General features: G+C 44.1%; 13 protein-coding genes. 9 read left to right on the plus strand and 4 right to left on the minus strand.

What is annotated here, in order from left to right:
- Window positions 1–19 precede the first annotated feature (19 nt).
- The 3 genes from ACIFSR_RS20815 (at window position 20) to ACIFSR_RS20825 (ending at window position 9,171) form a co-directional block, all read left to right on the plus strand.
- Entirely contained in the window at window positions 20–1,264 is a 1,245-nt protein-coding gene (locus ACIFSR_RS20815; protein ID WP_430059680.1) for an MFS transporter, read from the plus strand.
- Between the two features lie 333 nt (window positions 1,265–1,597).
- A complete protein-coding gene (locus tag ACIFSR_RS20820; RefSeq protein WP_430059681.1) occupies window positions 1,598–2,578 on the plus strand; it encodes an S-layer homology domain-containing protein in 981 nt (326 codons plus the stop codon).
- A gap of 113 nt (window positions 2,579–2,691) precedes the next feature.
- Window positions 2,692–9,171, plus strand: a complete 6,480-nt coding sequence (locus ACIFSR_RS20825) for an Athe_2463 domain-containing protein (RefSeq protein WP_430059683.1) — start codon at window positions 2,692–2,694, stop codon at window positions 9,169–9,171.
- A gap of 97 nt (window positions 9,172–9,268) precedes the next feature.
- Here the strand turns inward: ACIFSR_RS20825 and ACIFSR_RS20830 are convergent, their stop codons facing one another.
- Window positions 9,269–11,017 carry a glycoside hydrolase family 2 protein gene (locus ACIFSR_RS20830; protein ID WP_430059684.1) on the minus strand — a complete coding sequence of 583 codons (1,749 nt, stop codon included), beginning with the start codon at window positions 11,015–11,017 and terminating at the stop codon, window positions 9,269–9,271.
- Window positions 11,018–11,540: 523 nt separating this feature from the next.
- The gene (locus ACIFSR_RS20835; protein WP_430059686.1) at window positions 11,541–12,707 is read right to left on the minus strand and encodes an ROK family protein; all 1,167 of its coding nucleotides are present in this window, start codon (window positions 12,705–12,707) and stop codon (window positions 11,541–11,543) included.
- A 231-nt stretch (window positions 12,708–12,938) separates the two neighbouring features.
- Here ACIFSR_RS20835 and xylA point away from each other — a divergent pair, with 231 nt between their 5' ends.
- From xylA to ACIFSR_RS20855, 4 genes are read left to right on the plus strand one after another with little or no spacing between them, the layout of a single operon-like run.
- The gene (gene xylA / locus ACIFSR_RS20840; protein ID WP_076268964.1) at window positions 12,939–14,252 is read left to right on the plus strand and encodes a xylose isomerase; all 1,314 of its coding nucleotides are present in this window, start codon (window positions 12,939–12,941) and stop codon (window positions 14,250–14,252) included.
- 19 nt (window positions 14,253–14,271) lie between these two features.
- Complete coding sequence (gene xylB, locus ACIFSR_RS20845; protein WP_430059687.1) at window positions 14,272–15,768, plus strand: xylulokinase; 1,497 nt, start codon at window positions 14,272–14,274, stop codon at window positions 15,766–15,768.
- 39 nt (window positions 15,769–15,807) lie between these two features.
- Complete coding sequence (locus ACIFSR_RS20850) at window positions 15,808–16,272, plus strand: hypothetical protein (protein ID WP_430059688.1); 465 nt, start codon at window positions 15,808–15,810, stop codon at window positions 16,270–16,272.
- Between the two features lie 2 nt (window positions 16,273–16,274).
- A complete protein-coding gene (locus tag ACIFSR_RS20855) occupies window positions 16,275–16,748 on the plus strand; it encodes a methyl-accepting chemotaxis protein (RefSeq protein WP_430059690.1) in 474 nt (157 codons plus the stop codon).
- Window positions 16,749–16,767: 19 nt separating this feature from the next.
- Here the strand turns inward: ACIFSR_RS20855 and ACIFSR_RS20860 are convergent, their stop codons facing one another.
- Window positions 16,768–17,673, minus strand: a complete 906-nt coding sequence (locus ACIFSR_RS20860; protein ID WP_430059691.1) for a helix-turn-helix domain-containing protein — start codon at window positions 17,671–17,673, stop codon at window positions 16,768–16,770.
- 181 nt (window positions 17,674–17,854) lie between these two features.
- Here ACIFSR_RS20860 and ACIFSR_RS20865 point away from each other — a divergent pair, with 181 nt between their 5' ends.
- Complete coding sequence (locus ACIFSR_RS20865) at window positions 17,855–18,265, plus strand: hypothetical protein (protein WP_430059693.1); 411 nt, start codon at window positions 17,855–17,857, stop codon at window positions 18,263–18,265.
- 77 nt (window positions 18,266–18,342) lie between these two features.
- Here ACIFSR_RS20865 and ACIFSR_RS20870 read toward each other — a convergent pair whose 3' ends face one another.
- Window positions 18,343–19,599: an NAD(P)/FAD-dependent oxidoreductase gene (locus ACIFSR_RS20870; protein ID WP_430059695.1), complete on the minus strand. Its 1,257-nt coding sequence runs from the start codon at window positions 19,597–19,599 to the stop codon at window positions 18,343–18,345.
- Window positions 19,600–19,661: 62 nt separating this feature from the next.
- Here ACIFSR_RS20870 and ACIFSR_RS20875 point away from each other — a divergent pair, with 62 nt between their 5' ends.
- Window positions 19,662–20,498 (plus strand): lysophospholipase, encoded by an 837-nt coding sequence (locus tag ACIFSR_RS20875; RefSeq protein WP_430059697.1) that lies wholly within the window; start codon window positions 19,662–19,664, stop codon window positions 20,496–20,498.
- Window positions 20,499–20,540: the final 42 nt, after the last annotated feature.

Raw genomic sequence — 20,540 nt, forward strand, 5'->3', positions numbered from 1 at the left:
AGGGAGAGTGCTGATTGAAATGTCTGCTAAAGAAGTAACAGGAGCGGGAGAAAGTTTGCTTCGAAACAAGTTTTTTCAAACGATTATATTTTCAAACGTATTGCTTCAAATTGGAATTTGGGTAAGGAACTTCGCTATTCTGATGTATGTGACAGACAAGACGAACGAGGACCCGTTTGCGATTAGTTTGATGGGCTTCGTGGAATTTTTACCGATTTTCGTGTTCTCGTTCATCGGAGGAACGTTTGCAGATCGCTGGAAGCCGCGGCTCACGATGATTTGGTGTGACTTTTTATCAGCGTTATCTGTGTTTGTTGTACTGATTACATTGCTTTACGGTTCGTGGCATATGGTGTATTTTGCAACGTTTGTATCGGCAATCCTATCGCAATTTTCACAGCCCTCTGCTATGAAGCTGTTTAAGCAGCATATTCCCGCAGAGCAATTGCAATCGGCGATGGCGATGTTCCAATCGCTTATGGCGATATTCATGGTGCTTGGTCCGTCACTTGGTGTCATATCGTATCAAAAGTTCGGCATCGAAGTTTCCATTGGAGTCATGGGCGTAGCGTTCTTGCTCTCCGCTGTCGTTTTGTTCAGAATTCCGCGTGATCGTGAAGTGGAGAAAACAGACGCTGCATCGGAGAGACATTTCTGGAAAGAGTTCAAGGATGGATTCAAGTATGTATGGCGCAGTCCAGTCTTGAAAGCACTTGGAGGTACGTTTGCACTAGCGGGTACGGCAGTAGGAATTGCCCAGACGCTTGGCTTGTTCATCGTGCTTGAACGTCTGGGTCAGCCTAAGGAGTTTTTGCAATATATTCTGATGGTTAACGGGATAGCGATGCTGGTTGGCGGCGGGGCTGTCATGGTTATAGCCAAAAAAGTAGCTCCGCAAAAGCTGCTCGCAATTGGCCTATTAATGAGCTCGCTTTGTATGATTGGTGTAGGCTTATCAACAAGCATACCCATTACATTAGTGCTGCAATTTATTAGCGGTTTAGGCTTCCCGATGATTCAAATCGGTATTAGCACAATGATTTTGCAATATTCGGAGGAGTCCTATACGGGACGGGTCAATGGAGTGCTTACCCCGATGTTTATGGGGATGATGGTTATTATGACGCTTGTTGCCGGACAGCTCAAAACGCTGTTTCCGCTCGTCGGCATTTATTGCGTCGCAGGATCGATTATGTTTTTGGGAATGCTGCTCCTTGTTCCGTTGTTCAAGCATAAACCGCTTGTTGTTCAGTCTAGTTCTTAGTTGGGTTCGGGATATTGACAGATTCATCCTTGTGAAGTAACATTTGCTGTAGTTGATATGTAGGATAGCGAAGCACGCTTATTCCCTCGGTAGAGGGAGGGGCGTGCTTTTTTTTGCGTTGCTTCAGCAGTGTTTCTTGGGAGAGTGGCCTGCTGATGGGGGGAAGGAATGTTGTCGAAATACGGGAAATAGTGGAGGGAGAGGGGATAAGAAAAGAAGGGAAAAGAGACAGGCAAGAAGAATGATAATGAAGTTGCTGTAAAAAAATGTGTTAAAAATGTTTTTTAGTTCACTGGTGAATTTTTATCATCCTAATAAATGGAGTGGTTAAATATGCGGAAAATAGGACAAATCATGCTCGCAATTACGTTATTGGTGACAGTTCTGATAAATACGGAGACAGCTGCGGCAGCAGTTGCTTTTACAGATACAAAAACGCATTGGGCAAAGGATGAAATTGCGACGGCTGTTAATCAAGGATGGATTAATGGTTATGATGCAATAACATTTAAGCCAAATGCGAACATGACGCGCGCAGAGTTTTTGAAATCGATTGTGGCGGCGATAAAGGTGAAAGTGGAAGATACAGATACGCCTTTTGTTGATGATACGGGTTGGTTCCGAACTTATATTGCTACGGGTTTGAAACAATCGATTATTAAGGTTGGCGACTATCCAGAAAATACATTTGAACCAAATCGTATGATTACGCGTGAAGAGATCGCGCGTATGACGATCCGTGCGCTAGGCAAAGATGCCGAAGGCGTAAAGTCGGGTTATTTGGCTGTGGCAAAGAAACTGGAGATTATGAAGGGTTATCCCGATGGTTCGATGGGCGGAGAGAAAAATGCAACTCGTGCTGAGGCAGTGGTGATGATTCTGAATACGTTGATGGCGAAGAATGGGAAGCCGGTGGCTTATCCGAAGTCGAAGGAAGAGTTGAATGCACTAATTAGATCCTTGCCTAGTTTTAAAGGTATTACGACTTTTGGAAGAAATCAAAAAGTTATAATAAATCAAAAAGGGACAGATTCATTTGAGGATAACACTTTAACCATTGAGTATGATCTGGATTTAAAATTAACTGTTATTACTATTTTTGAACCTGATGCAGCTAATAAAGCATTAGTACGTGAACTTTTCAAAAATTATTATCCTAGTTCCTCTGAAAAAGCATATGCAACTTATATAAAAATTGACGGGATGAAATTCGTTGAAGGAAGCAACATTATTGAAACGAAATATGATGGGAATTTATTCAAAGCAATAAAAGGGAATGACAATAAGACAGTTATAATAAGAATTGGGGAGTGACCTTATTGAATTCTTTTTTTAAAATCCCATTTCTTATAATACTAGTTTTTTCCCTAATCATAACGTCTATAGCCTACTCAGGACAGGTTGCAGCTGCAGGAGCAGCCGATTGTTTGCCTTATAGTTATAAAGATGAAGCAGAAAAAATAAAAGCACAAAATTATGTGAAACAATTAGGACTTCCTCTAATTAGTAATGGAAAAAATCTAAATATAGGATTTTTGCTTAATAAGTGTGGGATAGGAGAGGCTGCTGTTGTTTATGGGAATCCTACACACAGTGAATTGAAAAATAACACATTCGATCAAGGACAATGGCGTTATCTCGGCTGGGATAGTGAAGGGAATCCTTATCGGAATTGGAAGTTTAGAAGTGATTCAAGAGCAACATTGCACGTTGCAAAGAATTGGGTTAAAACACCGTGGAGTACAAATATTGGTGAAAAGAAGGGTATTTCGCCAACAAAATATTCTACAAATGAAAGTCTAGCAGCATCTTGGCTACAAAACATAGCTGATCCATATGGAGAATCAAAAACCTTTCTTCAAAGCTATAACAAACGAAAAGGTACAAGTTGGACAGGTTACGACTTGCTAGACTATGCCATTATCCAGCAGCCACGTACCGAGTTCAGTCCTGGCGTCGTTCAAATGTGGAACATATGGGAGCCAGATGGATCATGGTGGTATGAGATGTTTACGATTCCGCCGCCGGATCTACCGAAATATCAAGAACTTCCCGATCTTGTCATTACAGACATTGTCACGGAACCTATAGGTGCGGCTGCAGCATCATGGGTAGGAGACATTGTTACCGTCAAAATCACATCTAAAAACGAAGGAGAAACCAATACCGGATCATTCACTGTCGGCATTGTAGGTACAAACATAAAATCAGAAGTGATTTCCAACATACCTCCGGGGCAAAGCAAAACAATATCTGTTAAGGTGTCGTCGGCCACAGCTGGAATTATAAAATATACAGCAATGACCGATTTTGGATTAGCTGTAGTCGAATCAAATGAAAATAACAATAAAATGCCTTTTCAGATTGTATATAGCAAAAAGAACGAACCCACTACTCCAATAGCCATCATCTCTCATAAAGAGGGAGACCATCGAACAACCCCCGAAATAACCATGAAGCCGGCAACAGAGCCGATGCTTGATGACAGACTCTCCTATTCGCCAGGCAATGAATCAATCACCATTCGAGAATGGAAATATAAAAACCCAACAGGTAAAACGATTGCGACAAAACCAACAGCAAAAGATTTTGCGGCTGAAGGGAAATACATAATTGAGCTGCGTGTTACCAATAGCGCAAAAAAAGTTTCGGAGTGGGCGCAACTGATAATAAACGTGGCAAATAAAGCAACGCCTAATCCAAGCACAAGCCCTACGCCAACTCCTGAGCCAACACCTACACCTAAACCTGATTTGAAAGCGGATATAGAATTTAATCCACCTAGTATTATCGCTGGGGAACAGTCCTCGCTTATAAATCGGTCAAAAGGATTAAACGGCTATACATGGACATTCACGAACAACTTGAGCGCAGTACTACCAAATAATACAGACTTTGAGTTTTTGTACAAGACTTATTCAAATCCTGGGTTTTATACGGCTGAAATTACCGTAACCGATGGATTTAGCGGATCGCAAAAGGATACTGCATTGCTTCGGGTTGTCGATCCCAAACCAGTAGCCATCGTATCGGGAATAACGCGTGTGATACAAGGAAGGCCTTTAGAGCGACCTTACAATCTTTTAAACTCGTATACACCATTAGAGGATAGAGGCGAAAAAATAGATTTTAGCAAGTCGGAGATGCGCTATAAAAAAGTAGGAGATGCAGCCTATACAAATGGTTGGTTCACCGTAACGCCTGCTAATTTAGGCGAATATAGTATCGAAGGAAAGGTTTATGACACGACTGGAAGAGCTAGTGATTGGGATGATTTAATTATGGAGGTTATTCCTGATGCACCACCTACAGTCGAAGTGCTAGCACCTGAAGAATCATATCGAGGTAACGGATTCATGCTTTATATCGATGCAGAGAGTCCTGACGGCGATATTCTAAATCATCTTTTTCTCGAAGAGCGATATGACCAAGATGGTGATGGAAACTTTGAGGAAGAAGCGTGGAAACCCTTATATAATGGAGTTTTTAAAACAACGCATTCGCTCAATTACTCTAAAGTAGGGAAGAGGCAGTATCGTGCTACCGTGACAGAAGACTATGGGTTAAAAGGTAGTTCGGGCATTGCCATTACTGATATTCTGAACTACAAGCCGTCTGCAAACTTCAACGTGTTTGGAACTACACAGCAGCCAGGACAGGGAGAAGACAGCGGCCCACCAGTTACGAACTACTCAACACAATCGATTTTCCGTTCGTGGACGGTTAAGACGCCATACAAAGGCGGAAATGCCCAAAAAGCGGCATGGAAAGCGGATGCTACTACACTATCGACAAAAAATGGAGTGTACGCAAACTTTTCAGTTGGATACCCGAACTCAGGAAATGGAGCGAACTCACGAACAAAATATCAGCTTGCTGCTGATATTGTTGCTAAACCCACTTGGAGTGTGCCAAATTCAGAAATAATATTTAACAAGGTTTTCGGTGGGAATCGTCTATATTCTTATAGTCAGAATTATAGCTTGCCTAACTATCCCTATACATTTTATGAACGAAATTCAATTACAGGTGAGCTTTTGAGGACGGTTAATTTTGATACCCCAGGTAACTTCACGCTTATGGAAATTGACGGAGATGAAACATTTTACTTTGCAGATAGAAGACAAAATGCAGCCAACCCGTATTTAGCGGTCATTGCGAGGTACGATAAAAATGGTGTATATCTTGATTCGATTAATTTGCAATCTAGTTTAACATCACCTAGCGGACTAGGCAGCGGAATTGGACCGGCTCTTGTCCAAATATCATCTGATGGCGAATATATGTATGTGGCTAGTAAATTCTCGTATGATGTACCAGAGCAATATAATTATAATTACAATAATCAATTGCGAATTTTCAAATACTCCTTAAAAACGAAAAGCTTAGTGTGGGAAGCACCAGGGGAGAACTTGGATCGTGGATTTATTTCAAACATTAACTTGACCGAAGATGATAACGGAGATACGTACGTTACGTATAACTTTGAAGATCGCTATTCTTCTGGATTAGGAGGAGTGAGAGGTCACGTTGTACAAGTGAAAAAAAATGGTGTAACTCGTACCGTTACTGTAGGGGGTGCAATTGGACTATCTGCGGCTTCCATATCTGATTCAAAAAGATTTGTCTATGTAAATTATGTGTCCATGGGTAGCAGTAAAACAGGTACTACTATGTTTGAGGCAATTGAGAGCGGTACTAACTATTACGGTGAAGAAATATTTAAGAGTGCTTTTGGAAGAAGGATTGTCAGTTACGAAAGTTCACATCCATTAGGTTATTCAGATGTAGCACCCAATGCAAATCCAATCGTATTTTCCAATTTATTGACGTATTCCCAAGGCAGAACGCACGAATCGTATAATGCATTTTTTAATTACTATGGAGACCAACACGGCGGTTTTCAAGGTGTAGATTACGGTGCAAACCTTGGTAAAATATTTATCAATCAATACGATCAGATTATTTATCCTGTGTTTATGGGTGTGGGAACCTCTTGGGGTGATCCCGATGCACCTAAAAAAATATGGGCCACGTTGTATAACGCAACAACCAATAGTGTCATTGCCCAGACGCCATATTCCGGACCAGAACCAGGAAATAATCAAAAGCAATCAGGAACATCAACCCCTATTTTACCTGATGGCTCCATTTATGTTTTTTACGAAAGAAATGTCATGCCGTTTGTTTCAGCTAATGCGAGTGGATCAATCAAAGAAATAGATCCGAATACAGTAGAAATTACGAGCGACGATTGGGGCGGACTGCTCTATGATGCTGGAAGTGCTATGAAAAACTACGCCTTAGAATTTCATGCAAATGTAAGTGATATAAGAAACGACAAGGTTATCGGAGCTGCTTTTCAGATTCAGAATGAGAAGAATATGTATGCAATGGAGTGGAGCAAGAACACCCTGTCGCTATTCCGTGTAGTCAATGGTGCGAAAACGTTATTGCAATCTACACCTATGACACGAACTGCATTTAACACGTATCCGATTAAAGTAGAATCGGTTAATGGCATCCAGCGTGTATATGTGAATTATGCGAAAGTACTAGAGGTTGCCGATGGTACGTATACAAGAGGCTACGCGGGATTAATGTCACTTGGGCAATCCAACGCTGTATTCTCTTATGTAAAGAAAACGAACTATGGTGACACTTACATCGAACAGACCTATGATTCTGTTCTCGTCAATGATCCGATCTCTTATGAGAAACTATTCAATGACGTTGAAAAAGATCCAAAGGGAGCAGAAGAGTGGAGCTACAGCCATAATCCAAACTTCTTTGAAAATCCAGAAGGGTTGAGCATTTATAGCGGGAAAACGTATGGATCAACCATAAACGCGCTAGAGAAACCTGGGGTATATGAAATCACCTTCCGTGCTAAAGACAATCCTGGTCTTTTGGCTTATAGCAAATGGTCAGAGCCAGTGAAAAAGCTGCTTTATGTACATCGACGACCGGTCGCACAGCCGGATGTTAGGTTTACAGGCAAGGTTTTTGCAGAAGGTGAAGCACTAGATTATGAAACATTTGATACCTCTTATGATCCTGATATTGCTCATATTTTATCAGACAAGTTATTCCGTACACGGTGGGCTGATCAAAGCACATGGACAGTCGGGAAACGAGAGTACTATAACCGTCCTGGTGTGGAGCTGATTGTACAGGAGCAAGTTCGAGATATACACGGAGCATGGTCTTATTGGGGGCAATCGATTGTTTATAAGGACGGAATACCGCCAGTTAACCAAACGAAGCCTGTTATGACCATTACCGTTCCTGCTGGAACAACTCCAACAACACCAACGGTGCTGATTAAAGAACCGACGATTCGATGGACATATTATGATGCTCAGAACGATCCACAAGAGCGATATCGACTAATGCTAACGTATGTCGATAACAATGAAATGGCCTTGTATATTGAGCATGAAGGAAATGCACTTGCGTATCCTATGCTTGCGGAAAGCATCGTTCCAGGTCGCGTCGTTAAGGTGCAAGGGCAGGTTTACTCGGCAGGGGTATGGTCTAATTTAAGTAATATTAAATATTTTGTGCTGGATCTCCCGCCGCAAACCTATTTACTTTCATTTAACGGGCTTGATGCTAATAATCCTATTTATACAAACTCAAATCGTCCACAGCTGCACGCGTTTACGATTGATCCAGAGAACCACCCCATTAAAGCGATAGACTATGAGGTGTTCAAAGCATCGAGCGGTGTTATGGTAGTGGACACAAACTCAGCTTTGACTGCTGCTAATTACACAACACCTGCGTTAGCTGAGGGGCTGCATTACTGGAGAGCGAGAGCGAACGACAGCTATATATGGGGACCGTATTCAAGCAACGGGTTTTTCTTTGTCGATACGGTTAAACCTGCAGATGTGAATGAACAGCTTACTGTTGAACCTACGGCCGTAACGGTTCAGTTCAATACCTTCTATGATGCCGAGCCTTCCTCGGGACATGCTGCTCGCACCTTCTATTTGCAAAAAGTGAACGCTGACGGCAGTGTGACGAATATTGATTTAAATGGTGACGGTAAAACGGAATACAGCATTCCTTTAGCACTCTCTAAGCAATCATACAAAGTTGCTGGGTTGATTTCTGGACAAGCCTATCGCCTTACCGTAATCGATTATGACGTTGCCGGCAATGAAGGGCATTATGAATATATTTATTTCGTTACCAATCGACCTCCGACGGCTGACTTTGATTGGACGCCCAAACCTGTATATGAAGGAGATATGACAACGTTTCTATCGAATGTGACAGATGCTGATGGCAATACGCTTACGATTGCTTATGAGCTGACAAGTCCGCTCGGCGTGAAGAACAGCTATTTCTATACCGTTAATGGTCCAAACTATCCGGTAAAAGGGCCTTCACTGAGGTTAACAACGGTAGGGCTTTGGAGTATGAAGCTAACGGTTAGCGACGGTATAGCTGAGCCGGTTAGCGTAACCAAAACGTTGCAGGTGCTGCCGCTACATGTCAATGCTTATGTACGGCATACGGAGCTATGGGATCAGCATCGTAAGGCTTTTAATTTAAAACAATCAGGAGATGAGAATTCGCCGCGCGGTTATTCGGTATTTTGGGCGGGAGAGAAATTTATACTGGAGGCAGATACGACTATTACAGGTACGGCTACAAAAGCGGATCGGGTAGAGGTGCATATGCGTACTTACGAAACGTCTCTAACCGCATTAAACGCAGGGCAAACCAACTGGAAGGGTGAGCTTTGGGATGCATCATTCACAAAGCTTGCTAAAGGCACCTTAACATTCACATTTTCTGCTTACTACAATAATGGCACAGTGAAAACGAAATCAGTAGACATAACGATCGATGGACAAACATTAGATATTGTTGGCGTACATCGCGTTCAATAATGGAGCGGGTTATTAGGTCAATTGTAAGTAGAAAAGCAATAAAAACAGGCATGCTGCCATCGCAGCATGCCTGTTTTATGTTTGAGACTAATGAGCACTAATCCTCGATAGCGGCTTTTTTGCTGTTGATCGCTTTAATTCGTTCAACATCAAACTTCGGTTGTCGATCGTAAGTATAAAGCCCATTCACTTCTTGTTCCACGTCATAAAGCTGTGTATAACAGAACCCGAACATATTAGGATTCTCAAGAAGAGTACTGGTCAAGCCGTCATATCTTTCAATAAATTGCTCGACACTTTGTGGACGATCCCCGTAGCCCCAGCTTTTCTCATCGGACTGGTTAGGATTCCACCAAATTCCGCCATACTCACTTACGAAATAAGGTTGGCCGTTATAGCTTTGTCTATCGGGGAAGGAAACCCACGCCTCGCCTTTCTCGGCAAGCGGCTGATAACGTTCCCTGAATGTAACAGGATTCTGATCATAATCGTGGACGTCAAAAATGTCCGTTACAACATGGAAGTTGCCGCTTGTATCGATGACCGGACGCGTTGGATCAATAGCTTTAGTCGTCTCATAAACGACGCGAAGTACGTCATTATCTTGACGAGTGCCGCGCGATGAGTCCCAAGTTTCATTAAATGGGCACCATCCGATCAAGCTTGGATGGTTGAAGTCTCGTTCCACACCCTCAATCCATTCCGGTAGAAACTGAGCAAGACTGGCAGCTGTTGATATATCGAGACCCCAGTTAGCATGCTCTCCCCATACCAAATATCCAAGCTTATCTGCCCAATATAGGAATCTAGGCTCGAACATTTTCTCATGCAATCTTGCACCGTTAAAACCAAGTGCGAGCGACATTTCAATATCTTGTTTTAAATCATCGTCAGTAGGTGCTGTATAAATGCCTTCAGGATAGAAGCCTTGATCAAGAACGAGCCGTTGGAATACGGATTTGCCATTAATACGGAACGCCTTGCCATCCAATTGAATGGAACGCAAACCGAAATATGAAGAAGCTGAGTCCAATACTTCGCCATCTCGAATGAGTTCAAGCTCCAGATCATAAAGAACAGGTGAATCGGTGTTCCATAATTTGATTTTAGAGAGGGGCAGCGTTAATGAAACGGACATCGAGCCGGCGTTTGCCGTTTGTTTTCCTACCGACAGGCCATCGAGCAGCGCATTACAGCGGAACTGTACATCTTTTGTGTTTCCAGACAGCTTGGCAGTTACGTGCAGGCAGCTGTTCTCGGGGTCTGGAACGAAACGGCAGGATTCTATATATGTTTCAGACACATGCTCAAGCCAAACTGTTTGCCATATGCCAGTCGTGCGGGTATAGTCGCAGCCTTGTGAATGGTAGGTACCGCTCTGCTTGCCGCGCGGTTGTAAGCCAGAGCGAGTATCATCCTCGGCATATACGGTAACCACATTTTCACCTTGCTGCAGGGCATCTGTAATATTGAATGAGAAAGAGCTGTAACCGCCTCGATGCTTGCCTACATGCTTGCCATTAACCCACACCTGAGCCTCGTAGTCTACCGCTCCAAAATGCAATATTGTATGTCCGCCGTTCCAGTTGTCAGGAAGCTTGAAGCTTCGTTTGTACCAAACGGCTGGAATGAAATCAGTATGCCCAATGCCTGACAGCCGGCTCTCTGGACAAAAGGGGACGATGATGCGTTGAGTTAGCTTTTGCTCGTCTTGGTTTAATCCGCGCGAGATACCGCTTTTTCCAGGGTCCATTTCGAATTGCCATTCACCATTTAAATTGAGCCATGAATTTCGAGTGAACTGGGGTCTTGGGTATTCAGGGCGAGGGATTTGCTGCTGTTCCATTTTTCATTCCTCCATTATGTTAATTTAAAAGTTAATAATAAGTTCTTATATTATTGATTTTAATGAATATCAGGCCGAATTGTCAATGAATAATTAATTTAAACATAATATAGTTAACTTAAAAATTCATTAAATACTTGTTTAAAACACTAATTTAAAAGAAGATGGTATTAAATCGAAGCTATTAACTGGTTAACAATACTGATTAAATATACTTAATAAAAATACTGATCAATACTACTGAGTACCATTACTGATTAAAAATACTGATCAAAGTTACAGCCATACAATAACCTAAGTAGCCGTACTAAACCTAAATGTGAGCACTTTTATTTTCCGAGAGGTATCGTGCAAAGAGCAATAAAGAGGGGGTGAAAAGGAGCAGATCAAGCTGGGCGATTTATTATTTTAATGTTGTCCTGTTAAAAAAGCCTGCATCAGAGTTGATCTGCTGCAAGCCATGAGAAAAAAACTTACTATTTGTATAGCAATGTTTAGCAATGTTCAGCAATGCATAACGATGCTACTGCCCGCTCTTAATCTTCGTGAAAAATGTGCTAATCGCGTAATATGCCGCGCCGCGTACAGCTGACTGCTCTTGAAGCTCTGCAAACAAGATTCGCATACGTTCACGATGATACGAAAGTGTGCGCTGATCGACGGCAGCTTGTACGGCTGGCTTCAGCCACTGAGCAGCACGGCTCATACGGTTGCCAATAATGACAACGTCAGGATTAAATACGTTGACGATATTAGCAATGCCTGCGCCTAAATAATCGCCAATCGAGCGTATATGCGCGATAACGCGTTCATCTCCAGCTGTTGCAGCAAGCAGCAGATCTTCCAAGTTCTCAAAGCCTAACGATGCTGTGCTTTCAAGCAAAGCATTCTCCGAAGCATATAGCTCCCAACAGCCCCGATTGCCGCAGCTGCAAGGTTTGCCATCATACTCAATCGAGAGATGGCCAAGCTCACCCGAGAATCCTGAAGCGCCCTTATATAATTCCTTGTTCAAAATAATGCCTGTTCCAATACCGATCCCGACGCTGACATAAATTTGGTTGGCGATGCCTCGTCCTGCCCCGTATTTCTGCTCTCCTTGCGCGCCCGCATTCGCTTCATTGTCTATCGTAACGGGAAGATTGAAGCGCTCTTCGAGCTGCCGCTGCAGCTCAACTTGTCGCCATTTTAAGTTTGGTGCAAAAAGAATCGTGCCATTGTCATCCACGATACCTGGTACGCCGACGCCGATTCCGACAATCCCGTATGAGCTCTCTGGCGCATCATTAATAAGCAGCTCAATACATGAAATTAACTGCCCAATGACATGATCAGCATCCTGCTGCTTCAGACTGCGCTGCTGCTCGGCAATCACATTGCCTTCGAGGTCTACGAGCAGGCCGCGAATATAATTGACACCAAGATCGATGCCGACAGCATAACCGGCCGTACCATTAAAGAGCAGCATGACAGGTTTGCGCCCGCCGCTGGATAGTCCGGGACCATTCTCAACGACGAGATGGGTGTCGATCAAATCCTGAACGAGACTGGAAACAGTCGCCTTGTTTAATCCGGTCAACTCCGATATTTGAGCTCGAGAGAGCGGGGCATAACCAAGCACCGCTTCAAGCACGATGGCTGTATTTATTTTTTTGATGAGCGCTAAGTCGCCTGTTGGTTTCCTTTTCAAAAAAGAGTGCCTCCGTCCAAATAAAAATATTTATTATTGTATCATGAAAAGCCTAATCTAGAGCCTACTAGATGGGGATGCGGATTTTGAGACATCTAAGCCTAATAAGTACTGCATTTATTTTAACACAAAAACTTAGTTTGTTTAATAGACAAACTAAGTGGAGGCATGTTATTCTTTATGTAAGCACTATCATAAACTTCTAATCCATGAAGGAGGATTTTGATTACGATGACTTATTTTAAAAATATTAACACAATCCAATTTGAAGGTAAGGGCTCAGACAATCCGCTTGCATTCAAACATTACGATCCAAACCAAGTTATTATGGGCAAAACGATGGAAGAGCATCTTCGCTTCGCAGTTGCTTACTGGCATACATTTAATGCGAATGGTTCGGACCCTTTCGGATCAGCTACTATGGTTCGCGGCTGGGATCAATATACAGGCCTTGACCGCTCGAAAGCGCGTGTTGAAGCTAACTTTGAATTCATGACTAAATTGAATATTCCTTTCTTTGCTTTCCACGATGTGGACATTGCACCTGAAGGCGAAACGCTGCAAGAAACGAACAAAAATCTTGATGTTATCGTAGCTTTATTGAAGGACAATATGAAATCCTCCGGTAAAAAGCTGCTTTGGAACACTGTTAATATGTTCACGAATCCGCGCTTTGTTCATGGCGCTGGCACAACTTGCAATGCTGACGTTTATGCTTATGCTGGTGCGCAGCTGAAAAAAGGTCTTGAAGTGGGTAAAGAGCTTGGTGCGGAAAACTATGTTTTCTGGGGCGGCCGCGAAGGTTACGAAACACTTCTTAACACGGACATGGGCTTTGAGCTTGATAACCTAGCACGCTTGTATCATATGGCAATCGCTTACGCGAAGGAAATTGGCTTCGACGCGCAATTCCTGATCGAGCCGAAACCAAAAGAGCCAACTAAACATCAGTACGACTATGACGCAGCAACAACGATTTCGTTCTTGCAAAAATACGGCTTGAAGGATCATTTCAAACTTAACCTTGAAGCGAACCATGCTACGCTTGCAGGCCATACGTTCGAGCACGAGATTCGTACGGCTGCAATCAACGGCATGCTTGGATCGCTTGATGCGAACCAAGGCGACCTTCTTCTTGGCTGGGATACAGATGAATTCCCAACCGATCTATATTCAACTACACTAACGATGTTTGAAGTATTGAAAGCTGGCGGCATTGGCCGCGGCGGCGTTAACTTCGATGCGAAGGTTCGCCGTGCATCATTCGAAACGGATGATCTGTTCCTTGCTCACATCGCTGGTATGGACAGCTTCGCTTGGGGCTTGAAAGCAGCTGCCAAATTGACGGAAGAGAAAATTCTCGACAACATCGTTGACAACCGTTACCGCAGCTTTAAAGAAGGCATCGGCGCGGATATCGTTTCCGGCAAAGCAACGCTTGCTTCACTTGAGCAATATGCGCTTCAAAACAATCCAATTAAAAATGAGTCCGGACGTCAAGAACGAATCCGCCTTATCTTGAGCGAAGTTATTTTCAGCGTTTAAGTCGGGAGGACTCTGACAAATGAGCTATGTAATCGGTATAGATTTAGGAACGAGCGCCGTTAAAGTGCTGCTTGTTGACCGTGATGGCACGGTAGCTGGGGAAGTCTCCCGCAGCTACCCGCTGTTTCATGCTTACTCCGGGTGGAGCGAGCAGCGGGCAGATGATTGGGTAGAAGGTACAGTTGAGGCTTTGCGTGAATTGACATCAACAGCAGGCATCGATGCCCAGTCAATTGAAGGGATTAGCTTCTCCGGCCAAATGCACGGACTTGTACTGCTGGACGGTGAAGGAAATCCTGTTCGCAACGCTATCTTATGGAATGATACGCGTACAACGGCGCAATGCCGTGAAATTGAACGCACGCTTGGAGACAAGCTGCTTAGCATTACTCGCAATCCAGCTTTGGAGGGCTTTACGCTTCCTAAGATTTTATGGGTTCGCGAGAACGAGCCGGATGCCTTCGCAAAGGCAAAGCTGTTCCTTCTGCCGAAGGATTATCTTCGCTACCGCTTAACAGGCGAGCTTCATATGGATTACTCCGATGCGGCGGGAACGCTTCTTCTTGATGTGGCTGGCAAAGCATGGAGCGAAGAAGTGCTTGAAGCGTTTGGAATCCCGGCCGAATTTTGTCCACCGCTTGTTGAGTCGCATGGACTCGTAGGTACGCTGCTGCCGCTGTATGCTGACAGCACAGGGCTGCCAAGCACGACGAAGGTGTTCGCGGGTGGAGCGGATAATGCATGCGGGGCGATTGGCTCAGGTATTTTATCCGAAGGTTTAACGCTTTGCAGCATTGGTACTTCCGGTGTTATTCTCTCTTATGAGAATGATAAGACGAAGGATTTTGCAGGCAAGGTGCATTTCTTTAATCACGGCAAAGAGGACTCCTTTTATGCAATGGGAGTTACGCTTGCTGCTGGCTACAGCTTGAGCTGGTTTAAGAAAACATTCGCTCCGAATGAATCCTTTGATCAATTGCTCGAAGGTGTAGGTGCAGTGAAGCCGGGAGCTGGCGGATTGGTGTTCACGCCATATCTCGTTGGCGAACGCACCCCACATGCGGATCCGCTCATTCGTGCAAGCTTTATCGGCGTTGACGGCTCACATGAACGCATTCATTTTGCTCGTGCGGTGATGGAAGGCATTACTTTCTCGCTTAATGAGTCAGTCGATATGTTTAGAAGCGCCGGCAAGACGGTCGATACGATCATTTCGATCGGCGGCGGCGCGCAAAACCCAGTATGGCTGCAAATGCAGGCTGATATTTTCAATGCAAGGGTTGTCGCATTAGAGAATGAGCAAGGACCTGGTTTAGGCGCTGCGATGCTTGCTGCATATGGTGCAGGCTGGTTCGACAGCTTGGAGTCCTGTGCGAATAAATTCGTTAAGCATGCAGATTCGTATTCGCCGCAGCCTGAAGCGGTTGCTGCTTATGCAGGCATTTTCAAAGTGTACCAGCAGGTTTATGAGCAAACAAAAGGCTTGAATGAGGCGCTAGCGCCTTATCGCGGCTAGTCGTATACAATAGAAGGGACTGTTATCCTCGATTTGAGGGTGACGGTCCTTTCTTTTTTTTTTTGGACCAGTGATTCAGAAAAATGCCTTTTATTAAAACTAACATTCTATCGTGAAGGAGCAGAGAGAGCGGTAAACGTTAGCGGGGATATACATAAACAGAACAACATTGAGATCATTAGCGGTCTTGCAGCGGCAACGGTACTTGTCGGATTTCTTATCTGGTACGTTCGCAGAGCGATCTCCATTCCGATTCAGAAAACGGCGCAATTCCTTTCAGAGGTAGCCCAAGGAAATTTATCCGCTATCGTCCCGAAAGTGAAAAATCGTGATGAAATTGGAGAAATGGTCAGTGCTTCCGCTGAAATGCTAAGCCGCGCCTCAGAAGAAATGGCTCTCGGTGTACAGCAGCTCGCAGCGCACACCCGAAATATTGGAACCATATCTGAGCTGATTGGAAATATTTCAAAGCATACAAATCTGCTGCTGCGATTGAGGCGGTAAGAGTGGGAGAGCATGGAAGGGGCTTCGCGGTTGTAGCGGAAGAAGTGCGCAAGCGCTCTACACAGTCAGCGGAATCTGTTGTAAAAATTCAGGATTTGATCAATGAAATTCAGAATGATACAGAAACTGCCGTGAAGGCGATGAGAATGAGTGAAGCTGAATCGGTAGAAGGACTGGCGAGCATAACAGATGCAGGAGATGCATTCATTCAAATCGCACATGCTTCAAGAGATGTGCTTGAAAAAATTCAGGAGGCAGCGTCCTCCTCGGAGAAGCTGGCAGCAAGTGCACGGGAGGTCAATTCATCCATTTCCCAAATGACAGGAATTGCCTCTAGAACCTCCGCAATTGCCGGCGAAGTTTCTGCATCCTCGGAAGTGCAGTATGCGTCAGCAGAGGAAATATCATCATCAGCTAAAGGCTTGAGTGTAATTGCAATGGAAATGAACGAAGTGGCTCAAAAATTCAAGCTTTAAATAAAACGTGGAGCAGCTATTATCGTTTATAGCTGCTCCATATCATTTCGGGCCTAACACCCAGCTCTCCGGCGATCAATTCTGCCGTTAGACGCTGGGGCTTTTTTATTTTCCCATTGCGAATTTTGGAAATGGTCGTAAGAGATATAAGCGTTGACTGAGCGAGTGAAGTGACGGATATATTTTTACTGAGCATAAGCATACGAAGCTTGTAGGAGGGGTCCTCATCCTGATTATTCATATGAAGGCTGGTTAATATGACAACAAAGTTTTTTAAGGTCCGATTGCCATTGTAAAACGGCTGAACAACCGCATCAGCATTATAGCATCGATCCCCAAGCTTAAGATGAAAGTCCACGGATTCTGCTGTTCGGTTGTTTTTCGCATATTCTAATACACGCTTAAGCTTGCTTCGTTCATGGTCTGGAACAAGCTCAAATATGGATTTGTTCAAATAGGAAGAGGAGGGCTGTTGTACAGGAGCATAATAATGCTTAAAGCTCATAATGTTATAGCCCTCATTCACAACGGCAGATACCATTATTTTATGATGCAAAATATATTCGTCAATCCATTTGGCTTCCCGTAAATCCTTGCAAATGATGACATAAACAATGCGGTCTTCGAGCTGGAGCTTGCGGCAGGACAAACGTATATCTGCAGGAGTCGATGACTTCGTGACAAGCTTACATTCAAGTAGCGGTGATAGGGCTTGCTCATCAGCAAGTTGATGTACGGCCTCATCAAAGGAGAGAGTTGTCTCATCCGTCGATATAATAGTAGATGGATCGAGGAGCATAAGATCTGATTTCTTAAAACCGGAAAAAGCTGCAAAAGCTTGATTGACGTCTACAATAGACCAACGGGATTCGTCCCACTCGACGATAAGCATAGGATCTGAAAGTAAATAAAATAAATGGTTCATCGATGACATCCTCCTTATCAATAGCCTAGCTGCACACTTATGTAATGATTATGTCACAAAACATAACATAATAAAATAGTTATTTGTAATTATATATCATGACGCCTTGCCGTATTCTTTTTTTACATGATTTTGTATGAATAGGGCATGTTAAACAAAACGTTAGAAAGGATGATCGCTATTGTCTACGAACTCAGCCTTATTGTTTGATTTTAACGATGCTCAAAGTGCGGCTCTTGCTTGCGAGACGCTGAGGGAGCTCGGATATGAGACGGTTCTTCATGAAGGAAGCAGCATGCATGTTCATTTAGAAGGAAGCGATCTCACTTCAGCACTCGAAATTGCACAATCACATGGCGGTCAGCTCGTCGAACAAGCAAGTATCGATGCGGACGCAGTTACCGGCACTGCATACTCGCTTGATGCGATTGCAATTCCGGCACATCTTGTGAATGAGGACTGGGCTGCAACCGATGGACAAGGCAATGATGCTGAGGAGCTGCACAATCGGGATGAAGCTGCGGATTATTCCGAGGAATTTCTTCCTGATCCCGGGACGTATGATCATTTTTCAGGAGATGTTCGAATTTAGCCGTACTTCACGTACATAATTGCAATAAAAAAAGGCTGTCTCAACGTTTAACGACGTTTGACAGCCTTTTTATATCCTTACTGAATGACAGCATGAAGTCCTGCCGTATAGCCTGTGGAGAAAGCCGCAGTAATGTTGTAGCCTCCGGTGTAGCCATGAATATCCAATATTTCTCCGCAAAAAAACAAACCGCTCATGAGCTTGGATTGCATCGTCTTTGGATCGATTTCCTTTAACTGAATGCCACCGCCGGTTACGAAAGCATCTTCAATGGATAAGGAGCCATACACTCTAATCGGAAAATGTTTGATCAGCAGCGAAAGGGCTATCCAGTCCTGTTTTGGAATATTGTCATAAGTAAGGCTATCCGGCAAACCTGCCTTTTGAAGCAAGATTGGTATCATTTTTTCCGGCAAATAACCTTTAAGGACATTTTTAATCGTTTTTTTCGGTTCAAGCTCGGAAAGTCTTAGAGTTTCCTTATAGACCTCGTCTTTGCTTTTATCAGGCACTAAGTCAATCGCAACCTCAATATTGCCCGTCTTAAATTGCTTAAGAGCTTTCACTACAAATTGACTGCATCTTAGCACAATCGGTCCGGAAATACCGAAATGCGTAAATAGCATATCGCCTTGATGCTCAATAATCTGCTTCCCTTTCGGGTTCCAAACCGACAGTGCAACGTCTCTCAGAGATAGCCCTTGCAGCTCCTTGCTTACAATGAAGGGCTCATTTGATGTAAGCGGAACCTCAGTTGGAAAAAGCTCAGTTATCGTATGCCCGGCTTTTTCTGCCCATGCATAACCGTCGCCGGTTGAGCCGGTTTGGGGCACGGACTTGCCGCCGGAAGCTACAATGACACTGCGGGCACGGAATGTTTCACCAGCTTTTGTACGCACGCCTGTGACCCTTCCATTGTCATACATGATATGATCGACAGGAGCGTTCAGTATGATTTTGACACCTTGTTTGCGTACCTGGTTAACAAGCGTATCTACGACCGTTTTAGCTCTATCTGATACGGGGAACATGCGCCCGTTATCCTCTTCCTTTAAAGCAATGCCAAGGTTCTCAAAAAAGGCGATAATATCCTTGTTATTGAAATTGGAGAAGGTACTGTGAAGAAAACGCCCATTACCGGGAATATGCTTGATCAGCTCATCCAGTTCTTTATTATTCGTTACATTGCATCGGCCGCCGCCGGATATGCCGAGTTTGCGTCCTAATTTATCGCCTTTGTCTAGGAGAAGCACTTTAGCGCCTTCCTTGCTTGCAGCAATACCCGCCATTAGTCCTGCGGAGCCTCCACCAATTACAATTGCATCATATTGCATCGCTTTCCACCTGCTATATTATTAGTAGTATTATAATACCACAAAAGAAAGGCGGCGTTTGAATGCTGCGAGATGAATGGGTCATAACTGGCGCTAAGGGGTCGCAAATATTTTTGCGGGAATGGACGTCAGAAACGAGAGCGACAAAAGCTGTCGTCTGTCTCGTACACGGGATGGGGGAGCATGGCGATCGTTATGGACATGTAGCTGCTCAGCTTACTGCTGCTGGCTTTGTACTTATAGCGCTGGATCAGCAAGGCCATGGCCGCTCTTCAGGCAAACGGGGGCATCTGCATTCACTTGGCGCAGCTGTAAGCGATGCAGCGCTTATGATTGAAGAGGCTGGCAAACGGCACCCGGGAACGCCGATATTCTTATACGGCCACAGTATGGGCGGCAATGTGGCGCTTAATTGTGCGCTGCGACTTCAGCCTCCAATTCGTGGACTCATACTGACAAGCCCTTGGCTTCGGCTAGCATTCAAACCGCATCCAGCTGTGGAGTGGTTTGGACGCAAATTGGCAGCGGTTGTCCCGAAGATGCACCAATCTACAGGCTTAAATCCTGCCGATTTATTTCGTCCTGGCTATGACCTTGCTGCGCCTATCGTGGAAGATCCGTTATGTCATACCAAAATTACTCTCCAAACGTATATGGAGATTACCGCTGCCGGCGAGTGGGCGATCGCTCATGCATCCAGTCTGCAGGTTCCACTGCTGCTTATGCATGGCACTTCTGATCGCGTAACATCCTTTGAAGCAAGCGCGCTTGTTGCTGAGCGAATCGGAGACCAATGTTATTTTAGACGCTGGGATGGCGGGTATCACGAGTTGCACAATGACGTGGAAGGGAAAGAGGCTGTTCAAGAGCTAGTTTCTTGGCTGGAAGAACAATTGTAAATAGATGTATTTTATGTTTTAATCGGATTAATAGATTGTTTC

It is taken from the genome of Paenibacillus sp. NRS-1760, assembly GCF_050467785.1.
GTDB lineage: Bacteria > Bacillota > Bacilli > Paenibacillales > Paenibacillaceae > Pristimantibacillus.